Below are 14,331 nucleotides of genomic sequence, written 5' to 3'. Positions count from 1 at the left end.
TTATGAACAACCCTTCCAAAGCCCCGCCCCTGTGGCAGCAACTCCAGCAAGTGGCGCGCGTAAGCCAAGCCGTGATGTCTGGGACTTCAGGCACCTCCGCGCTGGACTCGGTGGATGGTGCGCTGCGCGGTGGCGTGCAAGCTTTGTGTTTCCATGTTTGGCGGCATTGGGGGCGTGCCCAGGCCCTGCGCGCGCAGTTGGTTCGCAAGGCGCCGCCACCCATGGTCGATGCCTTGTTGTGCTCTGCGCTGGCCTTGGCCTGGAACACCGAAGACAGCGCCTACGATGCCTTCACGCTTGTGAACCAAGCTGTGGAAGCGGCGAAGCGGCAGCCCGCAACTAAAGCACAGGCCAATTTTGTCAATGCGTGCCTGCGGCGTTTTTTGCGCGAGCGTGAATCGTTGTTGGCGGTGACGGACACTGATCCGGTGGCGGTCTGGAATCATCCGCGGTGGTGGATCGCCCGTGTGCAGAAAGACCACCCGCAGGATTGGGAGCAGATTCTGAAAGCTGCCAACCGCCACGCCCCCATGACCTTGCGGGTGAACCCGCGGCGTATCCTGCCAGCCGACTACTTGCCTTTGTTACAAGGCGCGGGTCTGGACGGCCAGCATTGCTCCGCCAACACCATTGAACTTCTCCAGCCCGCGCCCGTGCAGATGATTCCGGGTTTTGCCGATGGGTGGGTGTCTGTGCAAGACGCGGCGGCCCAGGTGGCTGCGCCCTTGTTAGTCGGGGGGTATGTGCCCCCAGGCCCCTTCCGTATTCTCGATGCCTGTGCTGCGCCCGGGGGGAAAACGGGGCATTTGCTGGAGCTTACAGATGCTGAGGTCGTGGCCCTGGAGGTGGACGCACGCCGGGCACAGCGTATCGGCAGCAATGTCCAGCGTCTGGGTCTCAGTCCGACCGTGATTGTGGCGGACGCTGGCGAAGTCAAAACCTGGTGGGATGGTCGCCCGTTTGACTTGGTGCTGCTGGACGCGCCGTGTACAGCGTCGGGCATTGTGCGGCGCCACCCCGATATCCGCTGGTTGCGCCGCGAGAGTGATGTGGCGCAACTGGCTGCCACACAACGCCATCTCTTGCAGGCCTTGTGGCCACTCGTGTTGCCCGGTGGGCGCCTGCTGTTTTGCACTTGTTCCCTCTTCCGCGCCGAAGGTGATGAGCAAGTCCAAGCGTTTCTTGCAAACAACACTGATGCCCATTTGCTACCGTCGCCGGGGCATTTGCTGCCCCGCAGCAGCGCCGCACAAGGGGTTGTCGCTGACAATCCTTTGGGTGACCACGACGGCTTTTTCTATGCTCTTTTCGAGAAGCGTGCTGCTTGAACGGGCAATGCGTTGGCTCATGGCCGTCTGTCTGTTGGGATTTTGTCTGCTTGCCAAGGCGCAAAGTGCCGTCGAACTGTCTGCTTTTGAGCTGGAGCGTGGCAGCGATGAGTTGAGCCTCACGGCCCAGCTGCAGTTTGAGTTGTCCAACACCGTTGAAGAGGCCTTGCTCAAAGGCATTCCCATGGTGTTCGTGGCAGAAACCGAGCTCCTGCGCGAGCGGTGGTACTGGTACGACAAGACGGTGGCATTGTCCACACGCCAGTTCCGCCTGGCCTTTCAGCCACTCACACGCCGCTGGCGCCTCAACATCAGCTCTGGCGCAGCCAATGTAACGGGGCAAGGGCTTGCCCTGAACCAGAGTTTTGACACCCTTCAGCAAGCCCTGGCCACCATTAAACGCATTTCACGCTGGCGTGTCGCCGGGGCCAGTGAATTGGATCCCGCCTTGCGGTACCGCTTCGAGTTTCGCTTTCGTCTGGATTTGGGACAGCTACCCAGGCCGTTTCAGATTGGCGCCATTGGGCAATCAGAGTGGGATGTTTTTGTGACACGGTCTGAGCTCTTGGCACCAGAGGTCGCGAAATGAAACCTGCAGAGACTCTGGTGGCCAATCCCAGGCCCCAGACCTCGCGTGCGGTCCGGCGAACGGTCGCACTGGGTGCCGCTGCCATGGTGCTGATCGGCCTGCTACTGCTGTACCTGCTGACCCAAGCCACCAACAACCGCGAACTCTACGAACAAAACTACGCACGTTTGTTTGTGGTGAACGTTGTGGTGGCCGCTGTGTTGGGTGTGGCGATTGCCTGGGTGGGTTATCGGCTCATGGCGCGCTTGCGACAAGGGCGTTTTGGCAGCCGCTTGCTGGTCAAGCTGGCCACCATTTTTGCGCTGGTCGGGGTGATGCCGGGTTTGTTGATTTATGTAGTGTCTTACCAGTTCGTGTCCCGCTCCATTGAGACCTGGTTTGACGTGAAAGTCGAGGGCGCGTTAGAGGCGGGCCTGAGTTTGGGCCGCGTGACATTGGAAACCTTGTCCAACGACCTGGCTACCAAATCGCGTGCGGCCTCCAGCCAGCTGGTTGAGACCAGTGACGCCGCAACCGGTGAGGTGGCCGAGCGCCTGCTGGACCAGTTGGGCGCTACCGATATCACGGTCTGGACGGGGTCTGGCAAGCTGGTTTCCAGCGTGGGCCAGTCGCGTTTCCAGCTTAGCCCCGACAAGCCCAGCTCCAGCCAATTCCGTACAGCACGGCAAGAACGCGCACTGGCCTGGGTGGAGGGGTTGGAAGATGCGGTGCCCGGTGCACTGGCCAATGCGCAGATCAAGGCGCTTGTGCCAGTGTCGAGTTCGGTGTTGGGGCTGTCGGCAGAAACCCGCTACATGCTGGTATCCCGAACCCTGCCTGCTGGCTTGGTGGCCAACGCCATGGCGGTGGAGGCAGCCAACCGCGAATACCAGGAGCGCGCCCTGGGCCGTGAGGGGCTCAAGCGCATGTACATCGGCACGCTCACCCTCAGCCTTTTTCTGGCCGTGTTTGGCGCCGTGCTGCTGGCGGTGGTGCTGGGCAACCAGATTGCCAGGCCTTTGCTGCTGCTGACCGAGGGCGTAAGCCAGGTGGCGGCTGGCGACTTGACCCCCAAACTAGCCATGCAGGGCCGCGACGAATTGGGTGGGCTGACACGTGCCTTTGCTTCCATGACCCAACAGCTGGCAGATGCACGCCTGTCGGTGGAAGCCAGCATGTCCCAGGTGGACGCCGCTCGTGCAAATTTGCAGACCATTCTGGACAATCTCACCTCGGGGGTGGTGGTGCTGGCGCCTGATGGTGTCATCGTTTCCTCCAACCCCGGTGCCACCCGCATCCTGCAGTTGCCGTTGGCGGCATATGAAGCGCAGCGCCTGGCCGATGTGCCGGGCTTGCAAAGCTTTGGCGATGCGGTGCAGAACCAGTTTGTGCAATACCTGAGCAGTCGTACCGAACATGGATTGGACCACTGGCAACAGTCCTTTGAGTTGGGGGGCAGCGCCGCGGTCCAAAGTCCTTTTGAGCGTGCCGTAACCCTGGTGGCGCGTGGTGCAGAATTGCCCGGCGCTCAGCGCCTGCTGGTGTTCGACGATATTTCCGAAATCGTGTCCGCACAACGGGCCCAGGCCTGGGGCGAAGTGGCACGCCGCCTGGCACACGAAATCAAGAACCCGTTAACTCCCATTCAACTCTCTGCCGAGCGCATGGAGATGAAGCTGGCCAGCAAGTTGGAGGGTACCGAACTCGCCATCCTCACCAAGTCGGTCAAAACTATTGTCGACCAGGTCGATGCAATGAAACGCCTGGTCAACGAATTCCGTGACTATGCGCGCCTGCCGTCTGCAGAACTCAAGCCAGTAGATCTGAATGCACTGGTGCATGACGTTCTGCAGCTTTACGAATCCGATGCCAGCAAGGTGGTCTTGCTGGCCGATTTGGATGAAACCTGCCCCCCGGTGCGCGGTGATGCACAGCAGCTGCGCCAGGTGATCCACAACCTGGTGCAGAACGCGCAAGATGCCACCGAGTCTGCCGCCTTGCCCGAAGCGGGTCGCGTCACGATCCGCACCCAGTACCTGGCAGAGGCAGACCGTGTGCGCCTCTCGGTGCAAGACCAGGGCACCGGGTTTCCTGAACACATCCTCAAGCGTGCGTTTGAACCCTATGTCACGACCAAGGCCAAAGGCACGGGCCTGGGGCTGGCGGTCGTCAAAAAAATTGCCGATGAACACGGCACCCGTGTTGACATTACCAACCGCACAGCGGAAGGCAAAGTGACTGGGGCGCAAGTGTCGTTATCATTGGCCGTAGATCACAGCGCACAAGGTTGAGTGCGGACAAGGGCATCAAAGGGACTGCGCTAACAATGGCAAACATACTGGTAGTAGACGACGAGCACGGCATTCGGGACCTGCTGTGGGAAATTCTCAATGACGAAGGCCATACCGTCGAACTTGCCGAGAACGCGGCGCAAGCCCGTGCAGCGCGCCTGCGCGAGCGACCAGACCTGGTTCTGCTAGACATCTGGATGCCAGATACGGACGGTGTCACCTTGCTCAAGGAGTGGTCGTCCACCGGTGCGTTGACCATGCCCGTCATCATGATGAGTGGCCACGCCACCATTGATACCGCCGTAGAGGCTACCAAGATCGGTGCGCTGGCGTTTCTGGAAAAACCCGTCACCCTGCAAAAGCTGCTCAAAGCGGTAGAACAAGGACTGGCGCGCAACAACCTGCGCAAGCCTACGCCGCTGCCCATGGCCAGTTTGCCAAGCGCAGAACCGCTGGCTGCACCCACCGCTGTTATCGTGGCCACGGTGGATGCGGGCCCGGTGTCCGAGCAACGCTTCATGCTGGACAAACCTCTGCGTGAGGCACGCGACGAGTTTGAGAAGGCCTACTTTGAGTACCATCTGGCCAAGGAAAATGGCTCCATGACGCGTGTAGCCGAGAAAACCGGGCTGGAGCGAACCCACTTGTACCGCAAGCTCAAACAATTGGGTGTGGATCTGACCCGTGGCAAACGAAATGGCCCTTAAAGTAATGCTATAATTCAAGGCTCAGGCCCGGTAGCTCAGTCGGTAGAGCAGAGGATTGAAAATCCTTGTGTCGGTGGTTCGATTCCGCCCCAGGCCACCAAACCTAAAAATGGCTTCCAGCAATGGAAGCCATTTTTTTTGCCTCTTCGCTTGTGCCTTTCCTCTGGCCTAGTCCACACGGGCTCTTGATGCCAAGATGGCTCGGCGTTAGGCTTGCCTCCAGTACGAACCTCGTTGAGCGCACGGCAAGGCGGGTTGGCAAAATAAAACAGGCTGGAGTAACATGCAGCCGACAACACGAGGGGTTCTCATGTTTAGCAGGTTTCGGGGCAAAGGTGATACGCCAGATCCCGCCAGGGATGCGCCGGATTCGCGCGGCCTGGAGGTGAAAGAGGACGACCCCGATACGGCATGGGGCCTGTGGGACAGTGCCCTTGCCGAGCAAGATTCGCGGTTTGTGGATCTGCCCCCTGTTTCCCGGGCCATGCCGCTGGCGCCAGAGCCCAGTGCACGCAGCCAAGCCAAGGCTGCAGAAGCCTTCCCCGACCTCGATCTCCCTACCCAGCCCATGGGCCTGGAGGAAACCAGCCCTGCCCAGCGCATGAAAGCCGCACTGGACATTGTCGAGCTGCATCACCATCGCATCGCCAACACCATCCGCACTCTGTGGGGATACAAGGAATGCAGCGTGTACATCAACAAGCTGATCATGAACGGCGGTGACGGCATGGGCAATGCCCGTATTGGCTTCAACCAGGAAGCCGCCGACGCCATGATGGTGCTGGCGGACTTGCACGATGCCGAATTTGGCCCGGCCGATGGTGGCGGGGGCCTGGGGTTTGCCGACTCTTCCTTCCACGCCGGTTTCAACGGCCACCGCGGCTAGGCCGCGACGCCTGACGCTGCTGCGTTACCAGTCCAGCAGCGTCAGCCCTACGCTCAGCACCGTGCGGCGGCGGTTGTAGTCCATCAACGAATCTCCGTATCCGCTGAACAGCTCGGTGTGAAAGCGCAAGCTGCTGCGGTCGCTGTGGTTGCCGGCCGATCCGATTTTGTGCAGCCAACCCAGGCGTACCGAACCATTGCCTTCGCCTTTAAGCGAATGGCGCAGCGTGAGCGCCAGGGTGTTGCTGGGGTCTACATTCCAGGCTGCGGCCACCTCAGCGCGGCCCACCATGTCTTCGATGTCCGGGTTGTCGTCGCTGGCGGCATCTTCGGGCAGGCGTTGCCACAGGCTGGCATTGATGGCCACCTTGCTGCCCAGCTCCAGCCCGGCGCGGGCAATCACCCGGTTCCAGCTGCGCGAGAGCGGCAGGCTCTGGCCGTTGCTCTGGTGGTTCAGGCTCACGCCGCCGTAGCGCAGGCGCCAGCCCGAGGGCAGGGCCGATTCCAGCGGGAAGATGTAGGTGAGTTCAGGCTCGTGGTCGGTGGCGCGGAAGGGGCGCGACAGGTCGGCATTGAACAGCTGCCAGTAGGACTGCTGGCTGTAGGCAAACCACAGCGAATCGAGCCGATTCGGGTCACCCCCGGTCAGCAGGCCCTGGGCCACCTTGGTACGCACCGAGAGCTGGACGCGGGTTTCGGTGGTGGTGTAAGGCTGGTAGCTGGCCGTGTGCCCCGCCGCAGGCGAGCTGGGGGCGGTGTTCACACTGTCCGAACCGATGACCGAGAGGCTGATGGGCCGATAGCCGCGGATGCCAAAGGTACCGCAGTCGCTCGCGGGTTCCAGCTCCCAAAAGCGCGACAGGGGCGTGGCGGCGGGGTTCTTGCAGCTCACCACCTCCACGGGCACAGGGGTGTTCACGCTCGGGGAGGGCTGTGCCACGGGCTGGTTGCTGGCCATGGCTTCCGTGCCATTTTGGCGAAACCCCAAGTCCTGGGCGATGACCCCCGTAGATACTGCGCAAGCAGCTATAAAAACAAGAGCAAACAGGGGGCGTGGCGTCATTTTTGGGCAGCGGCTTGGGCCGCGTTGGCTTGGGCTTTGGCAGCAAACTCGGCGCGCAGGGCGCGCAGCTTTTCGCGCGGGTCTTCTTTCACGGTGGTCTGGTCCAGGCCCATTTCGGCAATAAAGCGGCTGGGCAGGGCGGCCACCATCTCGCGGCCTTTTTTGCGGCGGCGCGTCCAGCTCACGGCCAGGCTGCGCTGGGCGCGGGTGATGCCCACGTACATCAGGCGGCGCTCTTCCTGCAGGCGGGTGGCCATGTCGTCGTTGGCGGCTTCGTCGGCCATGCTGGAGCCGCCCAAGGTGTCGGCGCCGTCGCCCAGCTTGAAGGGCAACATGCCCTCGGTCACGCCCACCAGCATCACATGCGGCCACTCCAGCCCCTTGGAGGCATGCAGGGTGGACAAGGTGACTACGTCCTGGTCCTTCTCGCGCTCGCTGATGGTGGAGAGCAGGGCGATGGTTTGCGCTACTTCCAGCAGGCTTTTGACCTCGCGGGCGGTGACGCCGGCTGCGTCTTCAATCTGCCCGCCGCAGCGCTGCGCCATCCAGTCGCAAAACTCCAGCACGTTGGTCCATTTGGCGGCGGCGACCTTCTCGCTTTCTTCACCGTCGTACAAGTGTTTTTCGTAGCCAATTTCCTTGAGCCATTCGGCCATGAAGGCGGTGGCGGCCTCTGCGCCTTCGGTGTGGCGTGCGCGGAATTCCAGGTCGTTGATGTAGCGGCCAAACTCGTGCAGGCTGCCCAGCGCCTTGGTGCTGAGTGCCGCGGCCAGGGACGAAGAAAACAGCGCCTCAAACAGGCTCAGCTTGTACTGGCTGGCGTACACGCCCAACGTGCCCAGCGTGGTGTGGCCAATGCCACGTTTGGGCGTGGTCACCGCACGCAGAAACGCCGGGTCGTCATCGTTGTTGCTCCACAGACGAAACCAAGCGCACAGGTCGCGGATTTCGGCACGGTCAAAAAAGCTCTGCCCGCCCGACACCTTGTAGGGAATGCCGGCTTTGCGCAACGCCTTCTCAAACGGCTTGGCCTGGTGGTTGGCGCGGTACAACACGGCAAAGTCGCGGAACTCCTTGTACTGCTTGCCCTGCATGTCGGCCAGGCCTTCAGCACGCAGGCTCTGGATGCGGGCCACGGCGCGTTCGGCCTCGTGTTCTTCGTTGTCGGCGTCCACCACACGCACCGGTTCACCCTCGCCCAGCTCGCTGAACAGCGTCTTGGGAAACAGTTTGGGGTTGGGGCCGATCACGTTGTTGGCCGCACGCAGGATGGCGCTGGTAGAGCGGTAGTTCTGCTCCAGCTTGATGACCTTGAGCGTGGGGAAGTCCACCGGCAGCTTCTTCAAGTTGTCCAGCGTCGCGCCGCGCCAGCCGTAGATGGACTGGTCGTCGTCACCCACGGCGGTGAAGCGCGCCTTCTCGCCTACCAGCAACTTCAGCACCTCGTACTGCGTGGCGTTGGTGTCCTGGTACTCGTCCACCAGCACATGGCCCAGCTTGGCCTGCCAGCGTTCGCGCACCTCGGGGTAGTCGCGCAGCAGCTTCAGGGGCAGGCTGATCAGGTCATCAAAGTCCACGCTTTGGTACGCGGTTAGCCGCTCTTCGTAGCGCCCCATCACGGTGGCGATGATGCGTTCGTTGTCGTCGGCCGCCTGCGCCAGGGCTTCGGCAGAGGTCAGCCCTGCGCTTTTCCACGCGCTGATGGTCCACTGCCACTGGCGCGCCGTGGCTGCGTCCACGGTGCCGCCCGCATCCTTGAGGATGCTGGTCACATCGTCACTGTCCAGAATGCTGAACTGGGGCTTGAGGCCCAGTACCGCGCCGTCTTCGCGCAGCATGCGCACGCCCAAAGCGTGGAAGGTGCATACCAGCACGTCCTTGGCGGCCCGGCCAATCAGGGTTTTGGCACGCTCGCGCATTTCGGCGGCGGCCTTGTTGGTGAAGGTGATGGCGGCAATGCGGTTGGCCGGCATGCCCATTTGCATGAGGCGCCCAATTTTGTGGGTGATTACCCGCGTTTTGCCCGAACCGGCCCCGGCCAGCACCAAGCAGGGCCCGTGCAGGTAATTCACCGCCTCTTGCTGGGCGGGGTTCATGCCGTGGTTGGCGCTGGGGGAGGAGGGGGCAGACATGGCAAACGCGAGGAGGGAAAAGGAGTACCGGGGAAGGCGGCCGCAAGGACCGGGATGGGGCCGGCGCGCCATCTTAACGGGTCAGCAAAACCCGTGCCCTGGCTGCGTTGCTTGTCAGCCCGGTGGCAGGCCCGGCGCCCAAACCCCGCCACAATGGAGCCCGTGCTGCACATCCTGACCGTCACCTTCCCCTTCTTTGCCCTGGTGCTGTGCGGCTACCTCGCCGCCCGCCGCGGCATGCTGCCGCTGGCGGCCATTCCCGGGCTCAACGGCTTCGTGCTGTTTTTTGCACTGCCTTGCATGCTCTACCGCTTTGGCGCCAGTACGCCGATAACCGAGCTGCTGGACGTGCACGTGGCGCTTACCTACCTGGTGTGCGCCCTTGTTATGGTGGGTTTTGTGGTCGCGGTCACGCTGCATGGCCGCATTGGCTGGAACGACGCCGCTTTTGGCGCGCTGGTGGGCGCCTTCCCCAACACCGGTTTTATGGGCGTGCCGCTGCTGGTGGCACTCTTGGGCGCCAAGGCCGCGGGCCCGGCCATCGTCACCATTCTGGTGGACATGGTGTTTACGTCCTCGCTGTGTATTGCACTCTCGCGTCTGGGCGGTACCGATGGGGTGTCTGCCACCCAGGCCGCCAAAAACGCCCTCAAGGGCGTTGCGGCCAACCCCATGCCCTGGTCCATTCTGTTGGGCGCGTTGGTGTCGGCCCTGCAGATCGAGTTTCCCAAGCCTGTGGTCACCACCGTGGGCCTGCTGGCCGATGCGGCCTCGCCCGTGGCGCTGTTCACCATTGGCGCAGTGCTGGCCCGCTCCCAAATGCTTGCCAAGGATGACAAAACCCATGAAGTGCATTGGCAAGAATACGTGCCGGTGGCGCTCATCAAACTGTTTTTGCACCCACTGCTGGTGCTGCTGGTGGGTGTGTCGGCCGTGAGCCTGGGTGTGCCCATCGACAAGTTCGCCCTCACCGTGCTGGTGCTGCTGGCCGCACTGCCCAGCGCCAGCAATGTGTCGCTCTTGGCCGAGCGATTTGGCGCCGACAACGGCCGCATCGCCCGCATCATCCTGGTCTCCACGGCGGCGGCGTTTTTTACCTTCTCCGGGGCCGTGGCCTTGATGGTGGGTATTTGATTGCTATCGTTTCAGTAGCTGTTTGCGCATATTCCACAAGGGCTAGGGGCCCTTTTGGCTTCAAACGGACGCTGCCCCCGGGTTTGGTGGTGGCTTTGCCCGGCGCTGCACAATAGGCGCATGGACGTTCTTACCCATCTTGTTTCCACCATCACCCGCCTGGCCCTCAAGCTGCTGCTGATTGCCGCCGCTGCCGTGTTTGCCCTGAGCCTGCTGTGTGTGGCGCTGCTGAGCCTGGCGTTTGTGCTGCTCAAGGCACTGCTCACCGGCCGCAAACCCGCGTTTGTGACCACCTTCCAGCACTTCAACCAAGCCCGCCAGCAGTTCAAACGCGGCGGCTGGAGCGCTGGTCCGGCTGGCGCCGGCGGATTTTCGCCAGCGGGTGAGGTGGTGGACGTGGTCGATGTGCAGGCCCACGAGGTGCGGGATGACCAGGCCTTGCCATACGGGCCGGGTGCGGACAGGCGTTAGCAGTTTGCTATACAAACAGTAGCTGCTAGTGAATATTCCACGGGGGCTGGAGCCCTAAAAAGCTCTAAATCGCCAGCGGATCCACGTCAATCGCCCAACGAATCAAGCCTTTGCATTCGGGCTGGCTGCGGGTGGCGTGCAGCACGTTTTGCCAGCCGTTCAAAAACTGCTGCAGCGCCGCGCGGGACGGGCTCTCGATCAGCATCTGGGCGCGCTCTACGTTGGCGATGCGCTGGATGGTCATGGGCACGGCGGGGTACAGCGTGAGTTGGTCCAGCACCGGAGCCCAGCCCTCCCATTCCAGCATCTCGGTTTGTGCAAACGTGCGCGCAGCGTTCAAGAAGGCTTGCGCAGCTTCCTGCGTTTTGGCGTCGGCACGCACCAGGGCCTGGGCACTGAAGGGCGGCATGGCGGCCTGTTCGCGTTCCTTGAGCTGCTGCTCGGCAAAGGCCGGGTAGTCGTGGCGCTTGAGCGCTGCGTACAGCGGGTGCGTGGGCTGGAAGGTCTGGATCCACACCTCGCTTTGCGCGCCCAGTGACGCATCACGTCCGGCGCGGCCGGCGGCTTGCATCAAGAGGCTGAACAGGCGTTCGGGCGCGCGGAAGTCGCTGCTGAACAGCGCGTTGTCGGGGTTCACCGCCGCCACCAGCGTGATGCGGCGGAAATCGTGGCCCTTGGCAATCATCTGGGTGCCCACCAGCACATCCACATCGCCCGCGTGGACGGCGGCCAGTTGCTCTTCCAGCGCGCCCTTGAGGCGGGTGCTGTCCGCGTCGATGCGGGCGATGCGCAGGTGCTCGCCCCTGGGGTTTTGCGGTGTAACCGAGCCGGCCCGCCGCACGTCCACCAGCAGCTCGGCCAGGTGTTCTTCCAACTGTTCGGTGCCGCGGCCGATGGGGGCGATGTCCACATTGCCGCAGTCCGGGCAGGCGCGTGGCACCCGTTCGGTAAAGCCGCAGTGGTGGCAGCGCAGCGTGCGGTCGATCTTGTGGAACACACGAAACGCGCTGCAGTGCGGGCATTCACTTTTCCAGCCACAGTCGTCGCAGGCCAGCACCGGGGCGTAGCCGCGGCGGTTCAAAAACACCATGCACTGCTCGCCACGCGCCACACGTTCCTTGATGGCGTCGATCAGCGGCAGCGAAAACACCGCCTTGCGCGGCTGGTGGTTCATGTCCACGCGGCGCACCAGCGGCAGCTTGCTGGTTTCGCCCACGCGGCTGGGCATGTGCAGGCGCAGGTAGCGCCCGCCGTCCTCAGAAGGGCGGCTGTGGTGCCAGCTCTCCAGCGAGGGTGTGGCCGAGCCCAGAATCACCTGGGCACCTTCGAGCTTGCCGCGGTAGACCGCGAGGTCGCGCGCGGAGTAGCGTGCGCCTTCGCTGCTTTTGTAGCTGGGGTCGTGTTCTTCGTCCACCACGATCAGGCGCAGTTTGGGCAGGCTGGCAAACACGGCCATACGCGTGCCCAGCACAATGCGCGCCGCGCCGCCGTGGGCGGCCAGCCAGCTTTTCAGCCGCTGCGGGTTCGTCATGCCGCTGTGCAGGCTGACCACAGCGTGTTCGCCATACAGCGGCGCAAAACGTGCCTTGAAGCGTTCTTCCAGCTGTGGCGTGAGGTTGATCTCGGGCACCATGATCAAGGCCTGGGCGTCCGGGTCGGCCGCCAGCAGCTTGTGCACACAGTGCAGGTACACCTCGGTTTTGCCGCTGCCGGTGGCGCCAAACAGCAAAAAGGGGCCGGAGTGGCCGTCGATCTGGCCTATCACCGTGGCCTGCTCGGGCGTCAGCACCGGGGCGGCCAGCACGGCACCGGTCGCGCCCTCGGTCGGTTTTTTGCGTTTGAGGCGGCGCGCCATTTGCTCGGGGCTCAGCTCCCGCAGCTGCGGCGGCAGGGCGGCCAGTGCCACTTCGCCGGCCGAGCGCTGGTAATAACTGGCCGTGAATGTAAGCAGTTGTTGCCACTGGGCCGAAAGCGGCGCAATGCCCTCCAGCGCCCCCGCAATCGCCCGCACCTTGCCCGGGTCGAACTCGCCCGTGGCCTCGGCCCCGCCGCTGTTCCACACCACGCCCAGGGTTTCGCGGTTGCCCAGGGGCACACGCACCAGCGTGCCGGCCGGGAGCGGCTGCTCACTTTGGTAGGTCAGCACCGGCCCCAGCGCGGCATGCGCGGGCGTGTTCACCAGCACGGGCAGCCAGCAGCTCATGGGGTGGGCACCGTGCCGAAAGCAGCGGGAGAGAGGTGACGTGGCACTTGGGGTAATTTATTGATGTGAACTGGCGAAATAAAGCCTAAGTGGTTGATTTCAAAGTACTTTACAGTTCGTTCACGTTTTCTGTGGATAACTTTGTTGATATCTATGCCCCGCAGGGGCCGAAGCCTTGTAAATCAAGGGTTTGCTTGCGGTGCCCAGAAAAAAAGCAAACTTCAAACTCCTTATGAATCAAGCACTTACGGGCGCTATTTCTTTGATAGCGGCCATCCCCCATGTGGGGGAAGGGATAACCCTAGGACCCCCATTTTTGTGCATAAGTAAGTTTGGACAACTTCGGTTTGGTGCATGAATCGTGGTAAAGAAATTACCCACGCAGGCGTTTGGAGTGGGAATGAACCGCTTCCACCAGCGCCGCCACATGTTCGGGCGGGGTGTACTGGCTGATGCCATGGCCCAGGTTGAAGATGTGGGTGGGACCGGTTCCACTGCCTTGGTAAGGCGCGCCAAAACTGTCCAGCACCTTGGCCACTTCGGTTTGGATAGCAGCTGGTGGCGCAAACAGGACGTTGGGGTCGATATTGCCTTGCAGTGCTTTGCCAGGGCCATTTTCCAAACCACCCACCAAGGTTCGTGCTTGGGCCAAGTTCACGGTCCAGTCCAGGCCCAGCACGTCGCAGTCCAGTGCCTTCATGTCTTGCAACCACAGGCCACCGCCTTTGGTGAACACCAGGCGCGGCACCACCTTGCCGTCGGCGCCATGGCGCTTGAGCTGGGCCAGCACACGTGCGGTGTAGGCCAGGCTGAACTGTTGGAAGGCGCCATCGGCCAGCACGCCGCCCCAGCTGTCAAAAATCATCACGGCCTGGGCGCCCGCGTCGATCTGCGCATTCAGGTAGGCCGCCACCGAGTCGGCGTTGATGGCCAGCATGGTGTGCATCAGGTCGGGGCGGCTGTAGAGCATGGTCTTGACCAAGCGGTAGTCGTCGCTGCCCTTGCCTTCGACCATGTAGCAGGCCAGCGTCCAGGGGCTGCCGCTGAATCCGATCAGCGGCACGCGGCCCTTGCCGTCCTGCGTGAGCGCCTTGCGGATACTGCTGACCGCGTCAAACACGTACTGCAGCTTGGCCATGTCGGGCACTGCGAGCTTGGCCACATCCGCTTCGGTTTTGATGGGGCTGGCAAAGCGCGGGCCTTCGCCCTGCGCAAAACTCAGGCCCAGGCCCATAGCGTCGGGCACGGTGAGGATGTCGCTGAACAAAATGGCCGCATCCAGCGGATAACGCTCCAGCGGCTGCAGGGTGACTTCGGTGGCGTACTGGGTGTTGGTGGCCAGGCCCATGAAGCTGCCGGCGGTGGCGCGCGTGGCCACGTACTCGGGCAGGTAGCGGCCGGCCTGGCGCATCAGCCACACGGGGGTGTGGGGCGTGGCCTGGCGCATGCAGGCTTGCAAAAACGTGGGGTTGTGCAGGGTGTCGAAAGACAGGGCGGCTTGGGCGTGCGGGTTGGTGTCGGTCATAGACCGATTGTCGCAGGCCAGACT

Annotated in this window: 11 protein-coding genes and 1 tRNA gene; 8 read left to right on the top strand and 4 right to left on the bottom strand. The window is 62.6% G+C overall.

Translation table 11 applies throughout. The features are described from left to right. Positions 1-2 precede the first annotated feature (2 nt). The 6 genes from rsmB (at position 3) to C5F53_RS11465 (ending at position 5,780) form a co-directional block, all read left to right on the top strand. The gene (rsmB, locus tag C5F53_RS11490) at positions 3-1,328 is read left to right on the top strand and encodes a 16S rRNA (cytosine(967)-C(5))-methyltransferase RsmB (RefSeq protein WP_105261486.1); all 1,326 of its coding nucleotides are present in this window, start codon (positions 3-5) and stop codon (positions 1,326-1,328) included. Next, positions 1,279-1,917, top strand: a complete 639-nt coding sequence (locus tag C5F53_RS11485) for a DUF4390 domain-containing protein (protein WP_236635347.1) — start codon at positions 1,279-1,281, stop codon at positions 1,915-1,917. Before rsmB ends, C5F53_RS11485 begins: the two co-directional genes overlap by 50 nt. Then, positions 1,914-4,187, top strand: coding sequence for an ATP-binding protein (locus C5F53_RS11480; RefSeq protein ID WP_105261484.1), 2,274 nt, complete (start codon positions 1,914-1,916; stop codon positions 4,185-4,187). Before C5F53_RS11485 ends, C5F53_RS11480 begins: the two co-directional genes overlap by 4 nt. Before the next feature lie 35 nt (positions 4,188-4,222). Continuing rightward, positions 4,223-4,894 carry a response regulator gene (locus tag C5F53_RS11475; RefSeq protein ID WP_105261483.1) on the top strand — a complete coding sequence of 224 codons (672 nt, stop codon included), beginning with the start codon at positions 4,223-4,225 and terminating at the stop codon, positions 4,892-4,894. Between the two features lie 24 nt (positions 4,895-4,918). Then, positions 4,919-4,994 (top strand) — tRNA-Phe (locus C5F53_RS11470). Between the two features lie 210 nt (positions 4,995-5,204). After that, on the top strand, positions 5,205-5,780 hold the full coding sequence (locus tag C5F53_RS11465; RefSeq protein ID WP_146097344.1) for a hypothetical protein: 576 nt from the start codon (positions 5,205-5,207) through the stop codon (positions 5,778-5,780). Positions 5,781-5,804: 24 nt separating this feature from the next. Here C5F53_RS11465 and C5F53_RS11460 read toward each other — a convergent pair whose 3' ends face one another. Both C5F53_RS11460 and C5F53_RS11455 read right to left on the bottom strand, forming a co-directional pair. Then, positions 5,805-6,842 (bottom strand): phospholipase A, encoded by a 1,038-nt coding sequence (locus C5F53_RS11460; RefSeq protein WP_105261481.1) that lies wholly within the window; start codon positions 6,840-6,842, stop codon positions 5,805-5,807. Further along, on the bottom strand, positions 6,839-8,974 hold the full coding sequence (locus C5F53_RS11455) for an ATP-dependent helicase (protein WP_105261480.1): 2,136 nt from the start codon (positions 8,972-8,974) through the stop codon (positions 6,839-6,841). The genes C5F53_RS11460 and C5F53_RS11455 overlap by 4 nt, the downstream gene beginning before the upstream one ends. Before the next feature lie 162 nt (positions 8,975-9,136). On the opposite strand from C5F53_RS11455, the gene C5F53_RS11450 reads away from it, so the two are divergent. Further along, complete coding sequence (locus C5F53_RS11450) at positions 9,137-10,108, top strand: AEC family transporter (protein WP_105261537.1); 972 nt, start codon at positions 9,137-9,139, stop codon at positions 10,106-10,108. Between the two features lie 120 nt (positions 10,109-10,228). Beyond that, positions 10,229-10,579, top strand: a complete 351-nt coding sequence (locus C5F53_RS11445) for a hypothetical protein (protein ID WP_105261479.1) — start codon at positions 10,229-10,231, stop codon at positions 10,577-10,579. A 64-nt stretch (positions 10,580-10,643) separates the two neighbouring features. Here C5F53_RS11445 and priA read toward each other — a convergent pair whose 3' ends face one another. Beyond that, positions 10,644-12,782, bottom strand: a complete 2,139-nt coding sequence (priA, locus tag C5F53_RS11440) for a primosomal protein N' (RefSeq protein WP_105261478.1) — start codon at positions 12,780-12,782, stop codon at positions 10,644-10,646. Positions 12,783-13,155: 373 nt separating this feature from the next. Then, complete coding sequence (hemE, locus tag C5F53_RS11435) at positions 13,156-14,274, bottom strand: uroporphyrinogen decarboxylase (RefSeq protein WP_105261536.1); 1,119 nt, start codon at positions 14,272-14,274, stop codon at positions 13,156-13,158. Positions 14,275-14,331 lie beyond the last annotated feature (57 nt).

The sequence above is a fragment of the Rhodoferax sp. TS-BS-61-7 genome (assembly GCF_002943465.1).
Taxonomy (GTDB): Bacteria; Pseudomonadota; Gammaproteobacteria; order Burkholderiales; family Burkholderiaceae_C; genus Allorhodoferax.
The sequence above is the reverse complement of the archived record's forward strand: the minus strand, read 5'-3'. Positions and strand labels throughout refer to the sequence as shown.

Bases quoted from the DNA above. Each gene is read 5' to 3' on its own strand.
- C5F53_RS11480 (WP_105261484.1), top strand. From the start codon at position 1,914: ATGAAACCTGCAGAGACTCTGGTGGCCAATCCCAGGCCCCAGACCTCG.
- C5F53_RS11455 (WP_105261480.1), bottom strand. From the start codon at position 8,974: ATGTCTGCCCCCTCCTCCCCCAGCGCCAACCACGGCATGAACCCCGCC.
- priA (WP_105261478.1), bottom strand. From the start codon at position 12,782: ATGAGCTGCTGGCTGCCCGTGCTGGTGAACACGCCCGCGCATGCCGCG.
- C5F53_RS11465 (WP_146097344.1), top strand. From the start codon at position 5,205: ATGTTTAGCAGGTTTCGGGGCAAAGGTGATACGCCAGATCCCGCCAGG.
- C5F53_RS11475 (WP_105261483.1), top strand. From the start codon at position 4,223: ATGGCAAACATACTGGTAGTAGACGACGAGCACGGCATTCGGGACCTG.
- rsmB (WP_105261486.1), top strand. From the start codon at position 3: ATGAACAACCCTTCCAAAGCCCCGCCCCTGTGGCAGCAACTCCAGCAA.
- C5F53_RS11445 (WP_105261479.1), top strand. From the start codon at position 10,229: ATGGACGTTCTTACCCATCTTGTTTCCACCATCACCCGCCTGGCCCTC.
- C5F53_RS11460 (WP_105261481.1), bottom strand. From the start codon at position 6,842: ATGACGCCACGCCCCCTGTTTGCTCTTGTTTTTATAGCTGCTTGCGCA.